The sequence below is a fragment of the Acinetobacter sp. YH01019 genome (assembly GCF_013420285.1).
Taxonomy (GTDB): Bacteria; Pseudomonadota; Gammaproteobacteria; order Pseudomonadales; family Moraxellaceae; genus Acinetobacter; species Acinetobacter gandensis.
Window position 1 is genome coordinate 1 of sequence record NZ_VOYM01000057.1, and the last position, 23949, is coordinate 23949.

The following is a 23949-nucleotide window of genomic DNA, read 5'->3' on the forward strand; positions in this document are numbered from 1 at the left end:
TGCTAGATTAAAGCAATTTAGAGGAATTGCCACACGCTATGACAAGCTAAAGCAAAGCTATGAAAATTCTGTTGCCTTAGCTTGTATCTTTATTTGGCTACCATTATGAAATGTCAACAGACCCTAAGTTTTGCAGTCAATGATAAGGATAAATATTTATAGAGAAATAAGGTATGGATACAACTGAGCTTCGGCAGCATTTAATCAAAGTTCCTGCCATTACCGCTTTGTTTTGGATCACGAAGATTTTTGCGACCACTTTTGGTGAAACCGGTGGTGATGCACTTTCAATGTCCATGAATTTGGGATATTTGGTCAGTACCTTTATTTTCGCAGCGATATTTATAGTATTACTATATTTTCAGATACAAGCCAAAAGTTATAAGTCATATCTGTATTGGGCAACCATTATTGCCAGTACCACAGTAGGGACGACCTTGGCAGATTTTGTTGATCGTTCCTTAGGTATTGGCTATTTAGGCGGAACTTTAATTTTAATTGGGCTGGTACTGGTTTCTTTATTCAGTTGGTACAAAGTTGAAGGCACAATTAATCCGCATAGTGTCAATCAGCCACGGGCAGAGATTTTTTATTGGCTGACCATTACCTTTTCCCAAACCTTGGGTACGGCTTTAGGAGATTGGGCTTCTGATAGTGCAGGTTTGGGGTATATCGGTGGCATGGTGTTATTTTCCAGTCTCATCGTGTTAATGGCATTGCTGTATTACTTTAGTTCTGTATCACGGACTTTACTGTTCTGGACTACCTTTGTTTTAACGCGCCCATTAGGCGCTGTGGTTGGCGACTTTTTGGATAAGCCGCTAAGTTCAGGTGGTTTGGATTTAAGTCGATTTGCTGCTTCCTTTGTGTTGCTGATTGCAATTTTGATCTGTATTTATTGGTCAACATGTCAAGATAAGTATCAAAACAAATCCATTCAGTAGCGCCTTTCTATCACAATAATAGTTGATAGGTTAGACATAGAACATGATTGGATAGGTCTATGGCTTTAAGTAGATTAAAACGGTTGGAAATATCGTTTCATTGAATCCTGATCGGATTTTTTAAGGTATACTTTGCCGTATCTTATAAAGTAATAGATTAGGAGCACACATGACTGTAGATGTCACTGAAACCATTTCTCAAACTGTTCATCCCGCGTTTCAGTTGATACGTCAACACCATGTTGAAGCCTTAGACATTTTAGTCTCTGAATATAAACATAAAGTTACTGGTGCAGTGCATTATCACTTAGCCACCAATCATGACGAAAATGTATTCTTAGTAGCGTTTCGTACTCAGCCGATGGACTCGAAAGGCGAAGCGCACATTCTTGAACATACAGCATTATGCGGTTCTGAAAAATTTCCTGTACGTGATCCGTTTTTCTTGATGATTCGTCGTTCATTAAATACCTTTATGAACGCATTTACTGCGGCAGATTGGACAGCTTATCCATTTGCAACGCAAAACAAAAAAGATTTCCAAAATTTGCTTGAAGTCTATATGGATGCGGCTTTTGCTGCGAATTTGAATCCTTTGGATTTTGCGCAAGAAGGCATTCGTATTGAGCTAGAAAATGGTGAGCCAGTTTATAAAGGCGTGGTCTTTAATGAAATGAAAGGTGCAATGAGTTCACCTTCAGATCAACTTTATCATCAACTTGCACATCATTTATTCCCAGAAACGACCTATCATTACAACTCTGGTGGTGATCCGAAAGACATTCCAGATTTAAGCTATGAAGAACTGGTTTCCTTCTACAAATCACATTATCACCCAAGTAATGCGGTGTTCATGACCTTTGGTAATGAGCCTGCTTATAACTTGCAAGAACAATTTCAAACTTTAGCCTTGTTTAAGTTTGAACAAGGGGAAACGCTGCACTCTAAACCAGAGCGTCGTTTAGCAGCACCTGTCACTGTGACTGAGACCTATGCAGTGGATGCAGAAGACCTGAAAGACAAGACTTATCATGTTCTTTCATGGTTATTGCCTGAAGTGAGCAATATCAAATTGCGTTTAGGAATGCGTTTGGTTGAAGGTGTATTGTTGGAAGACTCAGCATCACCGCTGCGCCATTACCTAGAAACCTGTGGTTATGCACAATCAACAGGCCCATTCATGGGTGTGGATGATTCAAACTTTGAAATGACTTTCTTCTGTGCAGTTCAAGGTTCAAATCCTGAGCATGCTGAAGAGTTTAAAAATGGCGTATTCAAAGTACTTGAAGATGTTGCATCGAAGCCTGTAGATGCTGCACTGGTTGAAGCGATTTTGCATCAGATTGAATTGCATCAACGTGAGATCAATGGCGATGGTATGCCATATGGTTTAAGCTTGATTTTAAATGGCTTGAGTAGTGCAATTCACCATTCAGACCCAATTGATGTTTGGGATGTGGATACTGCCATTGAACAAGTCAAAGAAGAGTTGAAAGACCCAATGTGGCTTTCAAACCTAATTCAAGAATACTTGCTAGATAATCCACATCGCGTACAACTGACTTTAGTTCCAGATGCAGAGAAAAACGCCGTTGAAGCAGCTGCTGAAAAAGCACGTTTAGCTGAAATTGGCGCTCAACTGACTGAAGAGCAGAAAGCTGAAATCATTGCGCAAACTGAAGCGCTGAATGTGCGTCAAGATACCCCAGATGATTTGAACTTGTTGCCAAAAGTAGGCTTAGAAGATATTCCTGCACAATTACAAATTGTGCAAGGTCAACTCCGTGAAATTATCAGTAATGGCTTAGATACGCCTTTAAATCTTTATCATGCTGGTACGAATGGTATTTACTACCAACAAGTATTGATTCAAATACCTGATGAAGTCGTACAATCGCCATACTTCAACTTACTGTCTATTTTGATGGGTGAAGTGGGTGCAGGCGAATATGGTTATTTAGAGCTGCAACAATTACAAACTGCTGTAAGCGGTGGTTTAGGTATGGGCGCATCATTGCGTTCAAAAACTGATGATAAAGGTCAAATCAGTGCTTGGTTAACACTAACTACTAAATCACTGGTCAATAATCTTGAAGCGATTCGTTTATTAAAATTAGCCTTTGAACAACTGCGCTTTGATGAAAAGAACCGTATTGTTGAATTGTTGCAACAACGTAAAGCACGCTGGCAGTCTCGTGTTTCTGGTTCGGGACACAGCTATGCCATGCAAGTGGCTAGCCGTCAGCACAGTGCACTTGCTTTACGTGATTATCACAATACTGGCTTAGGCGCATTGAACTGGTTATCTGATCTAGTTGCGAATATTGAAAAAGATGAAACGGCTTACAACGCTTTAATTGAAGAGCTACAACTGATTCATAACCGTTTGCTAAAAGCCCCTAAACAATTCTTGTTGGTATGTGAAGAGCATCAATCAGACCGTTTGGTTGAAGAAGTGCAAACCGTTTGGGATAAAGTTGCGATTGAAAATATTCAGCATGAACTTACACAGGTTGATTTTGCCAATAGCAGCAATGACGAAGCATGGTTAATTCAAGCCAATGTTCAATTCTGTGCTTCAGCATATGCTGCGGTTGAAGTGTCACATCCAGATTCTGCGCCACTGATGATTCTTGCGGCTTATTTGCGTAATGGCTTCTTACACAGTGCTATTCGTGAAAAAGGTGGCGCTTATGGTGGTGGGGCGAGCTACGATGGCAATGCATGTTCATTCCGTTTTTATAGCTACCGTGACCCGCGCTTAGCAGAAACTTTTAATGATTTTGAAGCGAGTGTGCAGTGGTTACTGAATGCTGAGCAACAACCGCATCAATTAGAAGAAGCGATTTTAGGTTTGATTGCGAGCATGGATAAACCGGGTTCGCCAGCAGGTGAAGCGATTACTGCATGTTATGCATTGTTACATAAGCGTACGCCAGCATTCCGTCAAATGTTACGTGAACGCCTGTTAAATGTAACTTTGGACGACTTAAAACGCGTTGCTGTTAAGTATCTGCTTGAACAAAAACCGACTAAATCAGTCGTTGCGCCTGTGGCAAAACGTGAAGCATTGGTTGAGCTAGGCTTTGATATCAAACAAGTAAATTAAAACAATAAGGGGTAGATATGGCGTTCAAATCTCTTGAGCGTACTACATTGCAACTGAGCCTAATTGCGCTCAGTTCGATGTATGTCAGCAGTGCTTATGCACTTAATGGTGAAGTAACAGCTAATCCTGCCACGCCAGAAGCTTGCGTTGCACTTGAATCGAATGCTGAGCGTTTGTCATGTTATGACGCGTTGTTTAAGATTCCTGAAGAAGTTAAACCAACGCATGTTTCTGAGCGTCAGGCTGCGCAAGAAATTAAGCCAGAGCCAACTGAGCCTTTAAGCTTAAAAGAAAAAGTTTCTCATGCTTTTTCAGATCGCTTATTCGCAGTTGAGGCACCAAGCTTAAATCCGAATTTGTCTTTATTGGACAGTCGTTGGGAGCTGTCACAAGAAAGTAAATTGGGGACGTGGAATATTCGTGGTTATCAACCTGTGTATTTAATGCCAGGTTATTGGACTTCAGAAAAAAATGAACGTCCATCGAGCCCAAATGAAAACAATACTGTCAATGCCGATCAGGAACAAAACCTGAAGTCGATGGAAGCGAAATTCCAATTGTCTCTTAAGACCAAAGCGGTTGAAAACTTATTTGGAAATAATGGTGATGTTTGGTTGGGCTATACGCAGTCATCACGTTGGCAGGTTTATAATGAGGACGAATCACGTCCATTTCGTGAAACCAATTACGAGCCTGAAGCAAGCTTAGTATTCCGTACGAACTATGAATTGCTGGGTTTAAATTGGCGTATGCTGGGTGTAACTTTCAACCATCAGTCTAATGGTCGTTCTGACCCACTTTCACGTAGTTGGAACCGCGTCATGCTGAACCTAGGTTTCGAGCGTGATAACTTTGCTTTAATGCTGCGTCCATGGTATCGCTTAGAAGAAGATGCTAAGGACGATAATAACCCAGATATTAAAGACTATATGGGACGTGGAGATTTAACAGCGTTCTATCGCAAAAATAATCATGATTTTAGCTTGATGCTGCGCCATTCTTTAAAGGGTGGAGATGATTCTCATGGAGCGGTACAGTTCGATTGGTCATTCCCAATTAACGGTAAGCTACGTGGTCAATTCCAAGTATTTGATGGTTATGGAGAAAGTTTGATTGATTATAATCACCGTGCAACCTATGTAGGGCTAGGTGTTTCTCTGCTGAATTGGTTCTAAAACGTTGAATTAAAAAAACCACGCTTTGGCGTGGTTTTTTTGTGCTATTTAGTTGTGATTTTGGCTATTAGCCAATTTGTATTTCCGAAGGTGGGTGTTTAAGGCGACTTTTTTTCGGAGTAGCAATTAAGTAGGCCAAAGTTAGGGGGCCGAGTCGTCCAGCAAACATCAATAACATGAGCGCTACTAAGCTTGCTGGTTGTAATTCGCTGGTTATGCCTCGTGACAAACCTACGGTACATGCAGCGGAAACTGCTTCAAATAACAAATCTAAGAAATGGTGTTTAGGCTCAAGTAACAATAGGCTAAATAGGCCAAAGAAGATTAAAGTGACGGTAATAAAAATCACTGCAAGGGCTTTAAATGTAGTTTTTTCAGAAATAGAGTGATTAAACACACGCAGTTCATCTTCACGTCTTAAAAAACTAATTACACTCAAGACCACAATAATGAAAGTACCGACTTTAATACCACCAGCGGTACTTAGAGAACCACCGCCAATAAACATTAATAACATCGTTACTAAGGATGATGCATCCGTCATGCTTTGCATAGGTAAGCTGTTAAAGCCAGAAGAACGAGGAACTGTGGCATGGAACCATGCGTTTAGCGCTTGATCGCCAATTGACATGTTGGCAAGCGTCGCAGGATTTGTTGCTTCTAAAGCCCAAATCACGACAAATGCAACCACATTCAGTCCCGCTATGGTAGAAAGTATTAACTTGCTATTGGTTGTAAGCTTTTTCCAACTTTTATTACGCTTAATATCCATGAGAACCAAGAAACCGATCCCACCAATGATATATAGCATACTAATGGTAAAAGTAATGAAATAGCGATCTGCGAAGCTCATTAAGCTATTGGGGAACAGTGAAAAGCCACCATTGTTAAAGGCGGAAACACTATAAAAGGCTGCATAAAATAGGGCCTGGTTGAAGTTATATTCTTGCATCCAAGCAATGGTTAAAATGACAGTGCCGATCAGCTCAAAAAATAAAGAATAGAGAAATACACCTTTAATAGTCATCGAAACTTTGGTGAGACTGGTTTGTCCAATTGTTTCCTGCGCCATAATTTGCTGTTTGAGGCCCATTTTAGGAGACAAACTCATTGCTGCTAAAATGGCAAAACTCATAAAGCCGAGCCCGCCACATTGCAGTAGTCCCATAATCACAATTTTACCGAATACCGTATATGCTTCTCCGACATTAACGACAGATAATCCGGTAATGGTGACAGCTGATGTTGAGGTGAACAGGGCATTTAACCAAGACAAATCACCATGATGTGAAATGGGTAGTTTGAGTAAAAGCGTACCTAATATAATCAAACCTAAGAAGCCTAGCGCTAATATGCTAGGTGGACTGAGGTTAATGGTATTTTGCTTTTTATTGTGTAATTTCATTTTAGCTATTCAATCTATACTTGAAGCGTGGAAGATCAATTAAGTTAATGGAATTTAATTGCTGATCTTGAAGTATTTGGCGAGTCTGCGTAGGGGCTCAATCAGACCTTCAATGACAAGAATATCGCCAGTTTGTAAAATCAAATTTGGGTCTAGACTATATTGAATATCTGTTCCGCGTTTATGCAAAATTGTTTTGACTTCAGGTACATGGTCCATCATTTGATTTAAACGTGTCCCTTGCTGAGACTCTTTAATCTCAACTTTCACTAAGTAGTGGTCGTCTTCCAACACCATATAGCGACTCACCATCGGGTAGCTCAGTGATTGTGCAACACGCACACCCATATCTTCTTCAGGATGAATGATTTTGTCGACACCAAGATGTGTCAAAATCATGTGATGCGCTTTGGATTTTGCTTTGGCCCAAATTTTATGAATACCCATGTTTTTTAAATGCAGTACACACAAAATACTGGCTTCAATGTCTTCACCTATGGCAACGACAACAGCTTCACAGTTTTGAATGTTCAGCTCTTGCAGCACATGCTCATCTGTTGCATCTGCAATGACTGCATGTGTTAATTGGTCTGAGATATTCTCAACAAATTTTTTGTTGCTATCGATACCAATCACATCATGTTTTAAGCCCATGAGTTCAGTTGCAACTGTAGCGCCAAAGCTACCCAAACCAATTACCGCGAATTGAGCCATAAAATCCCTAAGTTATTTTAAAGTTATAAATTGAGTAAATGGTAGCGTGTTCCTTTAAAGGCGGCTATTACAAATTACATAATCCATTTAAATCGAAAAGCTCTAATTTTTTATTTCTTCATCGTTTTGATAGGCATAAAGTTCAGCAATATTGGGACAATTTTCCATAACTTGTTGGTATTTAAAAATTTCATAGCCTAATTTATTTTTTAGAATGTATTGAAATTGATGCTGATCATCTTTGATGACATTTAGGGTGGCTTTACGAACGAGTTCGGAATTGTTCTTTAAACGGTTTAAGCTATCGCATGAAAATTCACGTATGATAGCTTGAACAGATTCCGGAGCGGTTTGATCACTCAGCTCATCAAAGCGAATATATACAATGTAATTTGGATATTGATTCAGCATTTCAGCTTGCGCGGTATAGCCGTAAATATTTTCTAGATTTTGCGTACGGGACTGATTTGGAATTTGTTTCATACTTTGACGAATCTTATCTTCCTCTTGTGTAAGTTGATAAGCCGGATATGCATAAAAATATCCACCTAAACCCACAATAGCGATCATAAATAAGGCATAAAAATTCAATTTAAATATCCATTTTGTTTTATTTTCAATGGATTATAGAGTGCGGTGAATTTAACGACAATGACGGCGTTGATGAATTAAATAGATGAATATCTTTATTTTGATGTAGAAAATAGTTGCTGCAAATAAAAAAGCTGGAATCTAGATCCCAGCTTTTTTATAGAAGTTTTATTTATTTCAAGAAACGTTGGTAACCCAAGTTATTGGTAATTTCAACGTATGGATAAGTAATACTTTCCAATGTTTCCACTAAACCATCTGGGTTTTGTTTCGCATCAGTAGCTTCCATACCAACAAGTACACGACCTTCAGCTGCACCGTGGTTACGGTAGTGGAACAGGGTAATGTTATGTGTTGGACCAAGACGTTCTAAGAATGTTAACAAAGCACCTGGACGTTCTGGGAATTCCACACGGAATAAACGCTCATTTTCAATATCGGCATGACCGCCAATTAAATAACGAATATGCAACTTAGCTACTTCATCATCAGATAAATCATCAACATCATATTGGAATTTTAATGATTCAAAGATGTCTTGTCGCTCTTTTTCACCGCCTTTTAAACTAATACCTACAAAGACTTGTGCTGCTGTTGCACAGCTGGCACGGTAGTTAAATTCGGTAATATTACGACCTTGTAAAGCACGACAGAATTTGAGGAATGAACCTTTTTCTTCGGGAATAGTCACAGCAAAAATCGCTTCTTTGCGTTCACCAAGTTCTGTACGTTCAGCGATATAACGTAAACGATCGAAGTTCATGTTGGCACCGCATACAATCGACACGCAGTTTTTACCAACAAGTTCATGTTGTGCTACATATTTTTTGATACCTGCAAGTGCCATTGCACCTGATGGTTCTACAATACTACGGCATTCATCATAAGTATCTTTGATGGCAGCACAGATTTCATCTGTATTTACAAGAACAACATCACGTTCGACAATTGGGCCTGAGTTATCTGATTTTTGTAGTTGAATCACTTCAAATGGTTTTTCACCAATTTGAGCAACCGCAGTGCCGTCAGCAAATAAACCAACAGATGGAAGGATTACACGTTCATTGGCTTCGAATGCTGCTTTTAAACATGCTGATTCGTCATATTCAACAGGGATTACTTTCACGTGTGGAGCAACATCGCCTAAGTAAGCCGCTACACCTGCAATTAAACCACCACCACCAACAGCAACAAACACGTAATCCACATCACGCCATTGACGCAAAATCTCATTACCAATGGTGCCTTGGCCAGCCATAACGAGTTCATCGTCATAAGGTGGAATAAAGGTCATGCCTTCATCTGTTGCACGTTGAATCGCATATTTATTGGCTACGTCAAAAGAATCACCATGTAATACCACTTCACCGCCAAGACGTTTTACTGCTTGGACTTTAATGTCTGGCGTGGTTTTCGGCATCACAATAATGGCGCGAATTCCCAGTTTTTGACCAGATAGAGCCACACCTTGCGCATGGTTACCTGCTGAAGCCGTAATAACGCCACGTTCCAACTGAGATTTCGGTAATTGACTAATACGGTTATATGCACCGCGTAGTTTGAAAGAAAAGACAGGTTGCAGATCTTCGCGTTTAAAGCGAATGTTGTTGTTTAGCTTTTCACTAATTCGTGGCGCTGCTTCGAGTGGGGTTTCGATTGCAACGTCATAGACCGTTGCCTGTAATATTTGTCGAACCAAACGAGACAGCATGTTAATTTTCCATCTAACAGTTTAAAATAGGGGTTTATTGTAACAAACCCCTGTACATTTGGGCTGAAAAATCAGCGTCTAATGTCAAAAAATAGTTGAGCCAAGTTATGAGTCTGTATGCAACCCAAGATGAAAAGAAACAAGCTGCTGCAAAAGCTGCGTTAAAGCATTTGCCTAAAGGCGGTATTTTGGGTGTGGGTACAGGAAGTACTGTTAACTTTCTGATTGACCTATTACCGGAACTTCAACTTGAAGCTGCTGTAGCAAGCTCTGAAGCAACTGCACAACGCCTTAAAAAGTTAGGTATTGAAGTTGTCGATATGAACCATGTAGGTGGTTTAGATGCCTATGTAGATGGTGCAGATGAAATTGACCGCCACATGCACATGATTAAAGGTGGCGGTGCTGCACTGACTCGTGAAAAAATCGTCGCATCTATTGCGAAAAAATTCGTTTGTATCGTTGATGACTCTAAATGGGTTGATCAGTTAGCGCGTGAGTTTCCACTTCCTGTAGAAGTAATTCCAATGGCACGTTCTGCTGTTGCGCGTAAAATCGTATCTTTAGGTGGTGACCCCGTTTATCGTGAAGGTGTGGTAACGGATAACGGCAACGTGATTTTAGACGTACACAACTTAAATATCCTCAATGCTTTAGAGCTTGAAAAGACTTTGAATGACATTCCGGGTGTAGTGTGTAACGGTATCTTTGCTTTGAATAAAGCGGATATTGCTGTTGTTGCAACTGACAATGGTATTGAAGAGCGTACAGCGGTTTAATTTGTTGATTCAATATAGTTCTATCAAAAGTTTAATTTATATTGAAAGTTCCTTCTCTTGCGCCCTATATGGCTCAGGGAGAAGGCTAGGATGAGGGAATTAATCAACCTCTCCCTAACCCTCTCCTGAAAGGAGAGGGAATTATAAGTTTCATAATAAGATTATAGAATAAATGACCCCAAACCTTCCTGAAATCGAAATCACTCGAAAATTACGCGCAACACGCCTAAGACTCCGTGTCGAACCGACGCAAATTAAATTAACCGTCCCACAGTTTTGCTCACAGCGCCAAGTTCAGGATTTTTTAAAACAATCAGAACAATGGATGATTGAAACATGGCAAAAGCAGCAGGAAAAATCAGGGCAAATTGATAAGACATTTCCAACTGAATTAAAACTATTCAACCTAAAAAAAACGTTACAGGTTGTTTATCAAACACAGAAAAACTCTTTTATTTTAGATCAGCAAAACCATCAGCTTTTTGTTAGTGATCGCCAGCCCGAAAGTTATTTAAAAGCTTTCACAATTGCCTATGCCAAAACACATTTACCGCCGTATTTGCAAAAGCTGAGCATTGAAACGGGTCTGAAATTTAATCAATGCGCAGTACGTCAACCCAAAACACGATGGGGCAGTTGCTCTGCTAAACATGACATTATGTTGAATAGTGGATTAGTACTTTTTCCACATGAAATTGCACGATATGTGGCTGTACACGAGTTAGCACATACCAAGCATTTTGATCATAGTGCAAAATTTTGGGCAGAAGTGGAAAAATATGATGCGAATTTTCAGCAGCATAGGAAAATACTAAAAACGACGCCAATGCCTTGGTGGTGGAATATTTGAAGGTTGAAATCTAGACACTTATGTGTTGTGCTTGTTTTTAAACAAAAAGTTTCTTTTATCTAATAATGATTCAATATATCAGGATTTTTTATTTATATATTTAGGTTAAAGAGAAAATTAAAAATAAAAGAGAGCAATGAGAGTGATGAAGCTATTAGGAACTTGTGGTGCTTTGATATTGGTTTGTAGCTTTAATTTTGTTTGTGCTGAGGATTACAGCGGGAAAAATGTACAAAGGTTGAATCCAAAGATTTATAAAGTAGATGATTTAGAAGAAAAGACACTTGAAATGCTAGAAGAAGGATATGTGCCTATATCTACTGAAAAATTAATTGATTATTCCTATAGTAGAAGTATGAGGGATATTCGACAAAAAGCTTTACTTCATGGCTCAGCTATTGCGGTTTTTAGTAGTGAATCTTTAGGCAGTAAGGTTGTTTATGATACCCGTATGCATCAGCCAGAGGCTGCAAGAGTTTCTGGTGGTGATAGGGGGAAATATGATGTCAATAATTTAAATAATATACCGGTAGGCACGATAGAAAGCAGACCAGCCCGATACCAATCTTTAAGTGATCAGTTAAATGTCGTTTATTTTTACAAATTTAATTCAATAACAGGTATTTATCCTACTGAATTATCCCAAAGGGATAAAATTTATAATAGTATTCAATCAGGTGTTATCGCTAAAGTGGTTAAGCTGGGTTCTCCTGCTGAAAATATGATAATGTCGCAAGATATCATTTTAAAAATGAATGATGAAAATATTAATGATGTCAGTGCATTTGTTGAAAGTTCAAACTATTTAAGAGGAAACACGGTAAAGTTTGAAATTTTAAGAAAAGGACAGAAAATACCTGTAGAAATTAGTTTGAAACAGTAATAGTTGCTACAAACAGGGCAATTGCACCTTTCATCCAACGTAAGTTTAGTTCTTTCTGAAAATATGTTTTCTCTTAACCTGATAAAAAATATCTGTATTGCAATAAACCCTAGTAAAACAGTTCAGAAAACCGAAACTTCCTGTCATACTACGCAGTCATCAAATGGATACTTTGAATAGAGGTAAAGAGCGTGATTGCAGTAGGTATTGTCGGTGGAACAGGGTATACAGGCGTTGAATTGTTGCGTCTATTGCTACGACATCCAAATGCAGAAGTAAAACTTCTGACTTCACGTACTGAAAATGGTCGTCGTGTTGACGATATGTTCCCAAGTTTACGTGGACATACAGACCTTTGCTATTCAGACCTAAATATAGAAGAACTTAAACAATGTGACGTTGTATTTTTTGCAACACCGCATGGTGTAGCAATGAAACATGCTGAAGAGTTGGTTGCAGCAAATACTAAAGTAATTGACCTTGCCGCTGACTTCCGCTTGCAGGACTTGGCTCAGTTTGAAAAATGGTATGGTTTAGACCATGCATGTCCAGAATTATTAAAAGATTCAGTTTACGGTTTATCAGAACTTAACCGTGAAAAAATTAAACAGGCCAATGTGATTGGTAACCCAGGTTGCTACCCAACTACAGTACAGCTTGGTCTAGCGCCAGTACTCAAGGCTGACGCATTGGTGAAACCTGAAAGTATTATTATTGATGCAAAATCAGGTGTATCAGGCGCAGGCCGTAAAGCCAGCCTAGGTATGATTTATTCTGAAAATGCAGATAACTTTAAAGCCTATGGCGTTGCAGGCCACCGTCATCATCCAGAAATTGTGGAAGCATTAGAAAATATTTCAGGTCTAAAAGGTGTGTTTAACGAAATTTTATTCGTACCGCATTTAGTACCGATGATTCGTGGCATGCTCAGTACAATTTATATTGATCTAACTGATGCAGGTGCTGAAGCTGACTTACAAAGTTTATATGAAGCTTTTTATGCCAAAGAACAATTTGTTGATGTAATGCCAGCAGGTAGTTCACCAGAAACTCGTACGGTGCGTGGTGCGAACCAATTACGTATTGCGATTTGCAAACCACAACCGAAAAAATTGGTTATTCTTGTTGCGCAAGATAACTTGGTTAAAGGTGCGGCAGGACAAGCGGTACAAAATATGAACTTAATGTTTGGCTTTGCTGAAAATGCAGGCCTACAAGGCATTGGTTTATTACCATAAAAAACGTTTTAAAACTTCACACCCATTTCAATCTAGATTTAAATGGGTGCTTTGAATGAACCAAAATAAGAGATGACGATGTCGAATACAGAATCAAATATCACGTCACAGCCGGATAACAGTGAAAAAACGCCTTTTATGAAGACGAATATGCCACTGGCAATTGGTGCAGCAATACTGGCACTGAGCAGCGGCTTACTCGGATACAGTATTGGTCATCGTCAAGGCTTAACGGTTGTTGGTTATGATGCTGATGCAGAACAGCTCGTAGATGTTGTGCAGAAGCAGAAAACTGAACTTGCAACATTAAACAAAAATTTGAATGCTGCTATCCAAGAACGGGATGTTGCAGTTAGTAATTCAAATGATTTGTACTTGGCTGTTAATAAAGCACGTGATGAGCAAGAACATTCAGGTAATTTAGGTATTTTATATCGTGAAGTGTTACGTCAGCGTGGAGGGATGCCGCTTGCTGTACAGCATTTAGCGATTAAACCTTTGCCTGAAAATGCATTTGAATACCAATTAGATTTAGTACAAGTCAGCCCATCAAAAAGCTCTGTTTCGGGTAGTGTTGAAATCCGCTTAATTAAAGGCACAGAAGTATTGGCTGTACCATTAGAAGATAAAAACTTTAATTTCAGTGAAAGTGAGCGACTTACAGGTCGCTGGACGATGCCAAAAGGCTTCAGTCCAGATTTTATTGAAGTACGCTTATCGGGTAGTAAACCTGTTATTCGTCGTTTTAGCTGGTCTAAAGGTCAGCCTGTTGAAAATCAATCAGCATTCCTTTCAGAAATTCCACAAACTGAAGCAAGTGTTAACTAAGTGCGAAACCCAAATTCTATGCGAAGTAATAAACGTCAAATGTGCTTATCTGACATCAAAAACTCTTTTCACCAATCTGGTTTGATCGATTGGCATCTGACTCCGAGTCTAAGTCAAGGCTCACATGAAGATGGAGATTCAGATATTCAGGTTTTGACTGCTCCTCCTGAGTTAAAGCGTCCGCCGATGTATGCTGTCGTATTAATGAACGATGATTACACCCCAATGGACTTTGTTATTGAAATTTTACAACAATACTTTGCTTTGAATCTTGACCAAGCTACTCAAGTAATGCTAACTGTACATTATGAAGGAAAGGGTGTTGCAGGGGTTTATCCGCGAGACATTGCGGAGACTAAAGCAAACCAGGTCAATAATTACGCTCGATCACAAAGTCATCCATTACTTTGCCAGATTGAGCCAAAAGATTAATAAGGGGATTACATGCTCAGTCGTCAATTAGAAGTATCATTACGTTTGGCTGTCAGCATGGCTCGTCAAAAGAGACATGAATTTTTGACGGTAGAACATTTATTATTGGCTTTACTGGACAATGACTCTGCTGTAAATGCATTAAAAGCATGCGGTGCAGACATTATCGTTCTTCGCAAAGAACTTGAAGAATACGTCGAACAACATACCCCGAAGCTTGGTGAAAATAGCGATCAAGCGCCACATCCAACAGAAAGTTTTGACCGCATTTTGCAACGTGCGATTTTCCATGTGCAATCAAGTGGCAATGATCGTACTGTCGAAGGTGCTGACATTCTAGTTGCGATGTATTCTGAACGCGATTCGTTTGCAGTTTATTTACTGAAACGTCATCAAATCAATCGTTTGACATTGACTCAATATTTGTCACACGGTACACGCAAAGATGAATCACAAGCAGAAGAAGAAATTGAAGAGCTTGATGGAGAGACTTCATCTTCTGCCAATGCGGGGCCACTTGAGTTATATACAACCAATTTAAATGCCGAAGCACAAAAAGGCAAAACTGATCCACTGATTGGTCGTGAAAAAGAAATTGAGCGTACAGCGCAAATCCTTTGCCGTCGCCGCAAAAACAATCCATTACTTGTAGGTGATCCTGGCGTAGGTAAAACGTCGATTGCTGAAGGCCTAGCATGGTTAATAGTGAATGGTAAAGCGCCAAAGCCACTTGAAAATGCTGAAGTGTTTAGCTTGGATATTGGTGCATTGGTTGCAGGTACAAAATACCGTGGTGATTTTGAAAAACGCTTAAAACAACTTTTAAATGCATTAAAGAAAAAACCTGAAGCGATTTTATTTATTGATGAAATTCACATGATCATTGGTGCGGGCTCGAGCATGGGTAGCACAATGGATGCCTCGAATTTGATTAAGCCTGCTTTAGCAAATGGGACATTACGTTGCATTGGTTCAACAACCTTCCAAGAATATCGTCAAGTCTTTGAAAAGGATCATGCTTTATCGCGTCGTTTCCAAAAAATTGATGTCAATGAGCCTTCAATCTCAGAAACCATTGATATTTTACGTGGCTTGAAATCTAAGTTTGAAGATTTCCATCATGTTAAATATGAAGATCAAGCACTTGTTTCAGCAGTGGAACTCTCTGCCAAGTTCATTAATGATCGTTTCTTGCCAGATAAAGCTATTGATGTAATTGATGAAGCTGGTGCGCAGCGCCGTTTGAAAGCTGAACAAGATGATACGGTTATTTCAGTTGAAAACATTGAAGATATCGTTTCTAAAATTGCGCGTATTCCACCGAAAACAGTATCGAAAGATGATAAAAGCGTTTTGGGTAATCTCGAACGTGATCTTAAGCGAGTTGTATTCGGGCAGGATGAGGCAATTGAAGCTTTGGCATCTGCCATCAAGCTTTCTCGTGCAGGTTTGAAAGCACCAGATAAGCCAGTAGGTAACTTTGTATTTGCTGGGCCTACGGGTGTAGGGAAAACTGAAGTCACTAAACAATTGGCAAAATTGCTGGGTGTTGAACTTGTTCGTTTCGATATGTCTGAATATATGGAACGTCATGCAGTCTCACGTTTAATTGGTGCACCTCCGGGCTATGTCGGTTTTGATCAAGGTGGCTTACTCACTGATGCGATTCATAAAAATCCGCACTGCGTACTGTTGCTTGATGAAATTGAAAAAGCACATCCTGATGTCTTTAACTTGTTATTACAGATTATGGATCATGGCTCGTTGACGGATAACAATGGTCGAAAATCTGACTTCCGTAATGTGGTACTTGTGTTGACTACGAACATCGGTGCAGAAAGTATTTCACGTGTAAGTATCGGTTTCATGGAGCAAGACAACAGCCGTGATAACCAAGATGCAATGAAAAAAGCCTTTTCGCCAGAGTTCCGTAACCGTTTAGATGGTGTGATTCAATTCAAAGCCTTGCCAACAACAGTTATTGAAAGTGTCGTAGATAAGTTCTTAACTGAACTACAGGCACAATTAGATGACAAAAAAGTCATTCTTGAAGTTGATCAAGATGCGCGTGAGTGGATGGCAGAACAAGGATATGATCGCCTTATGGGTGCACGTCCAATGCAGCGTTTGATTCAAGAACATCTGAAAAAACCACTTGCTGAAATGATTCTTTTTGGTGAGTTAGCAGAACATGGCGGTAATGTTGCAGTTTCTGTGAAAAAAGAAAATGGTAAAGCGGTTGGTTTGAAACTTGAAGTATTTGAAGATCAAACGGCTGAACCTGCTTAAATCGCTTTTATGAATAGAAACCCGTGTTCGCACGGGTTTTTTATGTGCTTATATTTTTGGAATGAAAAAGGCTATCAACGATGGATATACAACTCAGTAAAGTCTTAGCTACGTTTGGACTTTTTCTGATTACTGCAGTGATGGAAATCTTAGGTTGTTATTTTCCCTATTTGATTTTAAATCAACATAAATCGCAGTGGTTATGGATCCCAACGGCATTGGCCTTAGCTGCGTTTGTATGGTTATTAACATTACATCCAGCTGCTTCAGGACGAATATATGCAGCCTACGGTGGCATTTATATTTTTACAGCATTAATGTGGCTAAAATTTGTTGATCAAGTGAGCTTGACTCGTTGGGATATTATGGGTGGTGCAATTGTATTGGTTGGAGCAGCAGTCATAATTTTACAACCCCAAGGTCTAATACGCTAAAAATTGATTTAGTTTCATAAACCTTGTTGTATCGATAGATGCAATTATTTAAATTTGCACTCAGTATTTTTAATGGTGATTTCGTATTGCTTTGTACCCGAGCTTAGATCCATTTCAATTTTATATGGATTAACACGTTGAAATTGATGCTCGAATAGTAATTCACAGTTTTGAAGTGAATTATGCTTGATGAGTTGCTTTACCTTGAGTTCACCGACTGATTGTTCAAATTGGGCAAAATCAGGAGTGGTGATAATGCCATCAATTTCAATCTTATCCGCTTCCACTTCCATTTTTTCCATCAACATGTTTTGATCAACTTGATAGGGTAGAGTGCGTGAATCTTCATCACTAATTGCAGCAAGTATTTCGTTTAAAGCTGTTTTGTTTTTAATTCTAAAATTGCTGTCTAAAATCTGCTTTTTCACCAAATATTGATCTAATTCACTTGGTTCACCAGCATAAGAAAAAGTAGATAAGCTCAATCCAAGAGCCAATAAGCAAATATTTTTTAAACGCATAATCCTAATCACTTATAAAACTTATGGTTTTATTAAAACATGTGCATATAAAAAAAGCACCTTTCGGTGCTTTTTTTAACAAAAGATCTGATTATTTTTTCATATTTTCATTCAATAAAAACTCAACCAATGCTTTTTGTGCATGTAAGCGGTTTTCAGCTTCATTCCAAACCACTGCATTTTTGTGATCAAGCATATTTTCAGAAATTTCTTCACCACGGTGTGCAGGTAGGCAGTGCATAAATAAGCAATCAGGATGTGCTAAGTCCATTAAGCGTTCATTTACCTGATAATCAGCGAAAGCTTTTTCACGGATTTTTTGTTCTTCTTCTTGTCCCATGCTCGCCCAAACGTCTGTAACGATTAGGTCAGCATTTACTGCAGCATCTTCCGCAGAGCTAACAAGTTCAGCACAATGAGCAAATTCAGCTAAAAATTCAGGTTTTGGTTCGTAGCCTTTTGGTGCCGCAATTTTCAATTTAAAGCCCCACATGTGTGCAGCTTCAATATAAGAATTACACATATTGTTGCCATCACCAATCCAAGCAACAGTTTTACCTTCAATCGAACCACGGTGTTCAACGAATGTTTGAACATCGGCAAGTAATTGGCAAGGGTGGTGGTCATCTGTTAATGCATTGATTACAGGAACTTTCGAATAAGACGCAAAACGTTCAACAATGTCATGTCCAAACGTACGGATCATAACAATATCAAGCATGCTAGAAATTACACGAGCAGAATCTTCAACTGGCTCACCGCGACCAAGTTGTGAGTCTCGCGAAGAAAGGAAAATTGCACTACCACCAAATTGGCTCATACCTGCTTCGAACGATACACGGGTACGGGTGCTCGATTTTTCAAAAATCATACCCATGACTTTACCAACGAAAGGTTGGAAAACTTCATTGTTATGTTGCTTGCGCTTGAGTTCGATTGCGCGTTGCACAATTTGATTGAGTTCTAAAGTCGATAAATCGCGTAAAGTTAAAAAGTGACGTAGAGCCATTGTTACTCCACAATAATTGCTGAATCAAAAATACAGAACAACAATTAGTTGTTGGTTAGTTAAGAAAAAAAGGAATCGATTAATATACTATAAGACATACAAATTGCAAAAAAACTAGCGTTTTTGATGACCGTCTAGGAATCGATCAACGCAATAACTGATGTAATCGTTGGTTTCTTGATCATTTTCATCAATTGAAATGCCCATCAGAACACGCCATTCCAAATTTCTTAAAATGCCAAAATAAAATTGCGCTGAAAATAGTGGCTTTTCACAGAATAACAAACCATATTCATGTGCTTGCGCTAAGGTTTCTGCAATTGAGCATTGTACATGTTTGGGGCCTTGTTCATGGATGTGACGCGCAATTTCTGGATTACGCCCAGTTTGTTCTAAAACTAAGCGCATAAAGGCGGCATTTTCTGGCAGCGCAATATGTTTATGGAAGTTGACCAAGTTGAGAATCAGGTAGCTACGAAAATCGGTGTCTTGATCGATGGTAAAAGGTAGACAAATATCTTTAAAAAATAAGCTACGGCGATAATCACAAATCGCTTTAAACAAACCGTCTTTATTACCGAAATATTTATAAATCGAGGCTTTAGAACCACCTGCATGGTTCACAATATCGTCTAGTGAAACAGCCTCGAAACCGCGTTGCAAGAACAATTCTGTTGCACTGTCTAAAAGCGCAACACAACGCTCATGGCCCCGCCGAGTTTGTGGCAGGTCACGTGCTAAAGGTTCGATGTGCGCTAAGTCTTGCATATAACGATAATGTGCCAATATAACAGAGAGAATAATTGAAATTATATCAAAAATATGCACACATTACTTACTTAGTGAAAAATAGAAAATCTTTGACTAAAGGCTAATAAGAAAAGTGTGAATAGTGAATATTTTGACTAAAGTTTTAGAGTTTTTAGCCTAGAAAGCCATAGAGTTGGGAGAATTTATGGATATACTCAAAACTCAAAATTAAAGTAAATGCCGTGGAAAGGAATATGACACAACAAACGTCTGCAGGCTTAAGATTTAGACAAGCATTGGAAGTAGAAAAACCATTACAGATCATTGGCACAGTAAATGCCTATGCAGCAATGATGGCAAAAGAAGTTGGATATAAAGCTATTTATTTATCTGGTGCAGGTGTTGCGAACTATTCATATGGTTTACCTGACTTAGGCATGACCAGTCTGGATAACGTTCTAGAAGATGTACGTCGTATTACAGAACGTGTAGATACGCCATTATTGGTGGATATTGATACAGGTTGGGGTGGTGCTTTTAATATTGCCCGCACTGTGAAGCAAATGATTGCTGCTGGCGCTGCGGCAGTTCATATTGAAGACCAAGTTGCCCAAAAGCGTTGTGGCCACCGTCCAAACAAAGAAATCGTGTCACAACAAGAAATGGTTGACCGTATTAAAGCGGCAGTAGATGCGAAGACGGATTCAAACTTTGTCGTGATGGCACGTACTGATGCACTACAAAAAGAAGGTTTGCAAGCAGTGATCGACCGTGCATGTGCATGTGTAGAAGCCGGTGCTGATGCGATTTTTGCTGAAGCGATGACTGATATTACGATGTATAAAACAGTATGTGATGCTGTTGGTGTACCTGTATTAGCAAATATTACAGAATTTGGAGATACGCCGTACTACACCAAAGAAGAATTAGGTGAGCAAGGGATTAGCATGGTGCTTTATCCATTGTCTCCGACACGTGCAATGCAAAAAGCAGCACTCGAAGTGATGCAGGCGATTCGCAATGAAGGTACACAAGTGAATGTACTCGACAAAATGCAACAACGTAAAGAACTGTATCAATTCCTTGATTATCACACTTTTGAAAATACCTTAGATAAATTATTCACAGAAGGAAAATAAAAATGGCTGAAGGAAAAGTACTCACGGGCGCAGGATTGCGCGGACAAGTTGCTGGTAAAACAGCATTGTCAACTGTAGGCAAAAGTGGTGCTGGCTTAACTTATCGTGGTTATGACGTTCAAGACTTGGCAGAGAATTGCCAGTTTGAGGAAGTTGCGTACCTTATTTTCTTTGGTGAATTACCGACAACAGAACAACTTGCTGCATACAAAGCAAAATTAAAATCTTTACGTCAATTACCGCAAGCGTTAAAAGAAGTTTTAGAGCGTATTCCTGCGGATTCACATCCAATGGATGTGATGCGTACAGGCGTTTCAATGTTAGGTAACCTTGAAACTGAAAAATCGTTTGAAGAGCAACAAGACGTTGCAGATCGTATTTTGGCAACCTTACCTGCAATTATTTGTTACTGGTATCGTTTTAGCCATGATGGCGTGCGTGTAGAAGAAAATACCGATGATGATTCAATTGGCGCACAATTCCTACACTTACTGCGTGGTGAAAAACCAAATGAATTGCATGAGCAAGTGATGAATGTATCGTTAATTCTATATGCAGAGCATGAATTTAACGCGTCAACATTTACAGCACGCGTTTGCGCTTCAACTTTGTCTGATATGCATTCATGTATTACGGGTGCAATTGGTTCATTACGTGGTCCACTACACGGTGGTGCCAATGAAGCTGCAATGGAAATGATTGAAAACTGGACGTCACCAGAAGAAGCTGAGCGTGAAATGCTTGGTAAATTGGAACGTAAAGAAAAAATCATGGGCTTTGGTCATGCGATCTATAAAGACAATGATCCGCGTAATGGCATTATCAAAATTTGGTCTGAGCGTTTAGCAAAAGACGTTGGCGATACCGTACTTTATCCAGTATCTGTTCGCTGTGAAGAAGTCATGTGGCGTGAGAAGAAACTATTCTGTAATGCTGACTTCTTCCATGCTTCGGCATACCATTTCATGGATATTGCAACAAAACTATTTACACCAATCTTTGTGATGTCGCGTGTAACGGGTTGGGCAGCGCATGTAATGGAACAACGTGCAGATAACCGTATTATTCGCCCAAGTGCAGACTATACTGGTCCTGAATTGCGTAAAGTTGTACCAATTGCTGAACGTTCAGCTGCTTAAATATATATTGTAATAAAAGCCTCTTCGGAGGCTTTTTCAATTTTATATAGAACAGCTACTTACTTAATAAAATGGGATCTTCTACGGTATATCCTGTTTCAAATGGGATACCCAAGTATTTAACCATGCTGAGTAAATAAGGCTGTTGAGGTACTTTGTAGGCTTGTGAAACTTTTAAGCCTTCTTTATATGTTTCAGCGGTTTGTAATGTACTTTTATATGTTGAATTTTTAACTCGGTATTGATACTTCCACTTATCTATGGTTTCACTGGGATCATACCAAGCCTTGGCTGTACCATTCATTGTTGTGATAATTTGTATTCGCACATTGTTGTTATTAATCGGTGTTAAGCGAGTAAGTCGATTTTTTATTTTTTTTATCTCTTTATCAAAAGCTGTGCTGTCTTGATCATAGTCAATACGTTTAGTTTTTGGATTGATATAGAGCGATTTAACAGTGATGAGTTGAGTAGGTGATTTCGCATTTAATTGATAGTAGTAAAGTTGCGGTAAACGACCACGCCCATCATGAAAATGTCGCATAACATAAATTTTTTGATCTTTCTTATCAAAGCCTAACACTTCGATATTTTGTGGTCCACCAACAGTTGCATATGCTGACAATGAAAATAAGCTAAAGAACGCAGCACTAAAAGTATGTAAATGATTCATGCAATGCGCTCCAAAAAAATGAACTTAGAGAATATTATGTCGCTTAGAAAGCACTTAAACCGATAAGATTTGTATCTATTTATTGTTGGATTAAGTTTAAGATATTGCTAGCGACATGAGCAGTCAGAATATTCAGTCGTTCTAATGGCGTGCCTTCAATAAAATAATGGTAATTTGATGTTTGCCCTCTAAAAGAAATAGAAATATAAAAAGTACCTTCAGGTTTCTCCAATGTCGCACTGCCTCCAGGCTTTAATAACCCTGTACAGGCTACAACAAAATCGGCATGCTTAAAAAGTTGGTGACCATGTGTAGCCATAGCTTCGGTCACTTCTGCAGATTCTGCAGTAAATGCAGTAATTATTTCATTGTCTATTTTTAAAATTTCACGCTTAACCGAAGGATCATAGCTTACAAGCCCGCCGAGTAAGATGTCTGCGCCACTATTTTTATATATAGAAAACTGACTACACAAATAGCCTGAGCTTGCACTTTCAACAAAAGCGATGGTTAAATTGTGCTGTTGCAATTGATCACAGCATGTTTTCAAAATTGACATTGCGCTAAAGTCCAATATTGTGTGAAATAAGTTTTAGTTAGAATGAATTTCTAATCAGATATCTATCTATAGATCGATATTTTACCTGAGTTTAAAAGTGAAAAATGCTTAATCGATTAGAAGCTGAACAAAATAACCAATTAAAGGTTTCCTATCCTGCTAAAGGGTGTTAAAACTTAAAATAAAGAGCGTATCAAAAGTGGGAACATTTCAATGAAAACGACTGTTAAATATGTAGTATTAAAAAGCCTAGACTATCAGTTAGGCACACCACTTTTTCAAGAAGAACTTGATGTAGATGGTCTTTATTTTGATCAAATTCCATCTATCATCCAGTATCAAAATCACCAGTTTAAAGTTAAAAGTAAAGAGTTAAAGCGAGTTTATTTAGCTGAAGAAAATGAAGACAACCAAACGATTATTGTTAAAGTTTTATCTGTATAAAATTATAAATAAGAATTGCTCTCATTTATAATGAGGGCTTTTTTATTATTTAAAAACTTCCGATGAAACATATTGTAATTTTATTTTAGATTGAATATAAAAATAGATAATAAATATTTAATACACATATAAATTTCATTTATCAGGATTGCTTGATTAATTAATATACTTTTATATGCGTAAATTTTTTATGTTTTATTTATAATAGGCTTTGTTGCACAAAGATTTGAAATGCAAAGCGCCCCTAATTGAGCCAAATTTAAGGCGTAACTTGGGTAAGTGGTCGACCTAATTCCGTAAATCTGTTAAGAACTGCTACACGTGCATGGATCT

The 23949-nt window shown here is 38.7% G+C and carries 23 protein-coding genes and 1 pseudogene; 15 read left to right on the forward strand and 9 right to left on the reverse strand.

What is annotated here, in order from left to right:
• The 4 genes and pseudogenes from FTT84_RS12645 to FTT84_RS12660 form a co-directional block, all read left to right on the forward strand.
• Positions 1-109, forward strand: a pseudogene (locus FTT84_RS12645) (IS5/IS1182 family transposase); the annotation flags it as partial.
• Between the two features lie 64 nt (positions 110-173).
• Positions 174-944, forward strand: a complete 771-nt coding sequence (locus tag FTT84_RS12650; protein ID WP_180081385.1) for a hypothetical protein — start codon at positions 174-176, stop codon at positions 942-944.
• A gap of 169 nt (positions 945-1113) precedes the next feature.
• Positions 1114-4053 (forward strand): insulinase family protein, encoded by a 2940-nt coding sequence (locus FTT84_RS12655; protein WP_180081384.1) that lies wholly within the window; start codon positions 1114-1116, stop codon positions 4051-4053.
• Positions 4054-4130: 77 nt separating this feature from the next.
• Positions 4131-5228 carry a phospholipase A gene (locus FTT84_RS12660; RefSeq protein ID WP_373685023.1) on the forward strand — a complete coding sequence of 366 codons (1098 nt, stop codon included), beginning with the start codon at positions 4131-4133 and terminating at the stop codon, positions 5226-5228.
• A 67-nt stretch (positions 5229-5295) separates the two neighbouring features.
• On the opposite strand, the gene FTT84_RS12665 is transcribed toward FTT84_RS12660, so the two are convergent.
• The 4 genes from FTT84_RS12665 to ilvA form a co-directional block, all read right to left on the reverse strand.
• Positions 5296-6633 (reverse strand): TrkH family potassium uptake protein, encoded by a 1338-nt coding sequence (locus tag FTT84_RS12665; protein ID WP_180081380.1) that lies wholly within the window; start codon positions 6631-6633, stop codon positions 5296-5298.
• A gap of 54 nt (positions 6634-6687) precedes the next feature.
• Positions 6688-7347 (reverse strand): TrkA family potassium uptake protein, encoded by a 660-nt coding sequence (locus FTT84_RS12670; protein ID WP_180081378.1) that lies wholly within the window; start codon positions 7345-7347, stop codon positions 6688-6690.
• 102 nt (positions 7348-7449) lie between these two features.
• A complete protein-coding gene (locus tag FTT84_RS12675) occupies positions 7450-7938 on the reverse strand; it encodes a hypothetical protein (RefSeq protein WP_150923094.1) in 489 nt (162 codons plus the stop codon).
• A gap of 172 nt (positions 7939-8110) precedes the next feature.
• Positions 8111-9649 carry a threonine ammonia-lyase, biosynthetic gene (gene ilvA / locus FTT84_RS12680; protein ID WP_067762814.1) on the reverse strand — a complete coding sequence of 513 codons (1539 nt, stop codon included), beginning with the start codon at positions 9647-9649 and terminating at the stop codon, positions 8111-8113.
• A 107-nt stretch (positions 9650-9756) separates the two neighbouring features.
• Here ilvA and rpiA point away from each other — a divergent pair, with 107 nt between their 5' ends.
• From rpiA to FTT84_RS12720, 8 genes are all read left to right on the forward strand, one after another.
• On the forward strand, positions 9757-10428 hold the full coding sequence (gene rpiA / locus FTT84_RS12685; protein ID WP_180081376.1) for a ribose-5-phosphate isomerase RpiA: 672 nt from the start codon (positions 9757-9759) through the stop codon (positions 10426-10428).
• A gap of 172 nt (positions 10429-10600) precedes the next feature.
• Complete coding sequence (locus FTT84_RS12690) at positions 10601-11278, forward strand: SprT family zinc-dependent metalloprotease (protein ID WP_180081374.1); 678 nt, start codon at positions 10601-10603, stop codon at positions 11276-11278.
• A gap of 145 nt (positions 11279-11423) precedes the next feature.
• Entirely contained in the window at positions 11424-12161 is a 738-nt protein-coding gene (locus tag FTT84_RS12695; protein WP_067762817.1) for a S1C family serine protease, read from the forward strand.
• 191 nt (positions 12162-12352) lie between these two features.
• Positions 12353-13399 (forward strand): N-acetyl-gamma-glutamyl-phosphate reductase, encoded by a 1047-nt coding sequence (argC, locus tag FTT84_RS12700; RefSeq protein ID WP_180081371.1) that lies wholly within the window; start codon positions 12353-12355, stop codon positions 13397-13399.
• 78 nt (positions 13400-13477) lie between these two features.
• Positions 13478-14227, forward strand: coding sequence for a hypothetical protein (locus tag FTT84_RS12705; protein WP_180058807.1), 750 nt, complete (start codon positions 13478-13480; stop codon positions 14225-14227).
• Between the two features lie 18 nt (positions 14228-14245).
• Positions 14246-14659 carry an ATP-dependent Clp protease adapter ClpS gene (gene clpS, locus FTT84_RS12710; RefSeq protein WP_067762820.1) on the forward strand — a complete coding sequence of 138 codons (414 nt, stop codon included), beginning with the start codon at positions 14246-14248 and terminating at the stop codon, positions 14657-14659.
• A gap of 12 nt (positions 14660-14671) precedes the next feature.
• Positions 14672-16948 carry an ATP-dependent Clp protease ATP-binding subunit ClpA gene (clpA, locus tag FTT84_RS12715; RefSeq protein WP_180081369.1) on the forward strand — a complete coding sequence of 759 codons (2277 nt, stop codon included), beginning with the start codon at positions 14672-14674 and terminating at the stop codon, positions 16946-16948.
• 80 nt (positions 16949-17028) lie between these two features.
• Positions 17029-17382, forward strand: coding sequence for a YnfA family protein (locus FTT84_RS12720; protein WP_067762822.1), 354 nt, complete (start codon positions 17029-17031; stop codon positions 17380-17382).
• A 44-nt stretch (positions 17383-17426) separates the two neighbouring features.
• Here the strand turns inward: FTT84_RS12720 and FTT84_RS12725 are convergent, their stop codons facing one another.
• From FTT84_RS12725 to FTT84_RS12735, 3 genes are all read right to left on the reverse strand, one after another.
• Complete coding sequence (locus FTT84_RS12725; RefSeq protein WP_180058809.1) at positions 17427-17903, reverse strand: hypothetical protein; 477 nt, start codon at positions 17901-17903, stop codon at positions 17427-17429.
• Between the two features lie 91 nt (positions 17904-17994).
• The gene (argF, locus tag FTT84_RS12730) at positions 17995-18912 is read right to left on the reverse strand and encodes an ornithine carbamoyltransferase (protein WP_067762824.1); all 918 of its coding nucleotides are present in this window, start codon (positions 18910-18912) and stop codon (positions 17995-17997) included.
• Between the two features lie 114 nt (positions 18913-19026).
• Positions 19027-19680, reverse strand: coding sequence for a TetR/AcrR family transcriptional regulator (locus FTT84_RS12735; protein ID WP_067762825.1), 654 nt, complete (start codon positions 19678-19680; stop codon positions 19027-19029).
• Positions 19681-19916: 236 nt separating this feature from the next.
• Between FTT84_RS12735 and prpB the strand changes: the two genes are divergently transcribed.
• Together prpB and prpC are read left to right on the forward strand one after the other, a co-directional pair.
• The gene (gene prpB / locus FTT84_RS12740) at positions 19917-20801 is read left to right on the forward strand and encodes a methylisocitrate lyase (protein ID WP_180081367.1); all 885 of its coding nucleotides are present in this window, start codon (positions 19917-19919) and stop codon (positions 20799-20801) included.
• A gap of 2 nt (positions 20802-20803) precedes the next feature.
• A complete protein-coding gene (gene prpC / locus FTT84_RS12745; protein ID WP_067762827.1) occupies positions 20804-21940 on the forward strand; it encodes a 2-methylcitrate synthase in 1137 nt (378 codons plus the stop codon).
• Positions 21941-21995: 55 nt separating this feature from the next.
• On the opposite strand, the gene FTT84_RS12750 is transcribed toward prpC, so the two are convergent.
• Both FTT84_RS12750 and FTT84_RS12755 read right to left on the reverse strand, forming a co-directional pair.
• The gene (locus FTT84_RS12750) at positions 21996-22613 is read right to left on the reverse strand and encodes an aminotransferase (protein ID WP_180081365.1); all 618 of its coding nucleotides are present in this window, start codon (positions 22611-22613) and stop codon (positions 21996-21998) included.
• A gap of 79 nt (positions 22614-22692) precedes the next feature.
• Positions 22693-23172 (reverse strand): CinA family protein, encoded by a 480-nt coding sequence (locus tag FTT84_RS12755; RefSeq protein WP_067762829.1) that lies wholly within the window; start codon positions 23170-23172, stop codon positions 22693-22695.
• A 213-nt stretch (positions 23173-23385) separates the two neighbouring features.
• Here FTT84_RS12755 and FTT84_RS12760 point away from each other — a divergent pair, with 213 nt between their 5' ends.
• Positions 23386-23616 (forward strand): hypothetical protein, encoded by a 231-nt coding sequence (locus tag FTT84_RS12760; RefSeq protein WP_180081363.1) that lies wholly within the window; start codon positions 23386-23388, stop codon positions 23614-23616.
• Positions 23617-23949 lie beyond the last annotated feature (333 nt).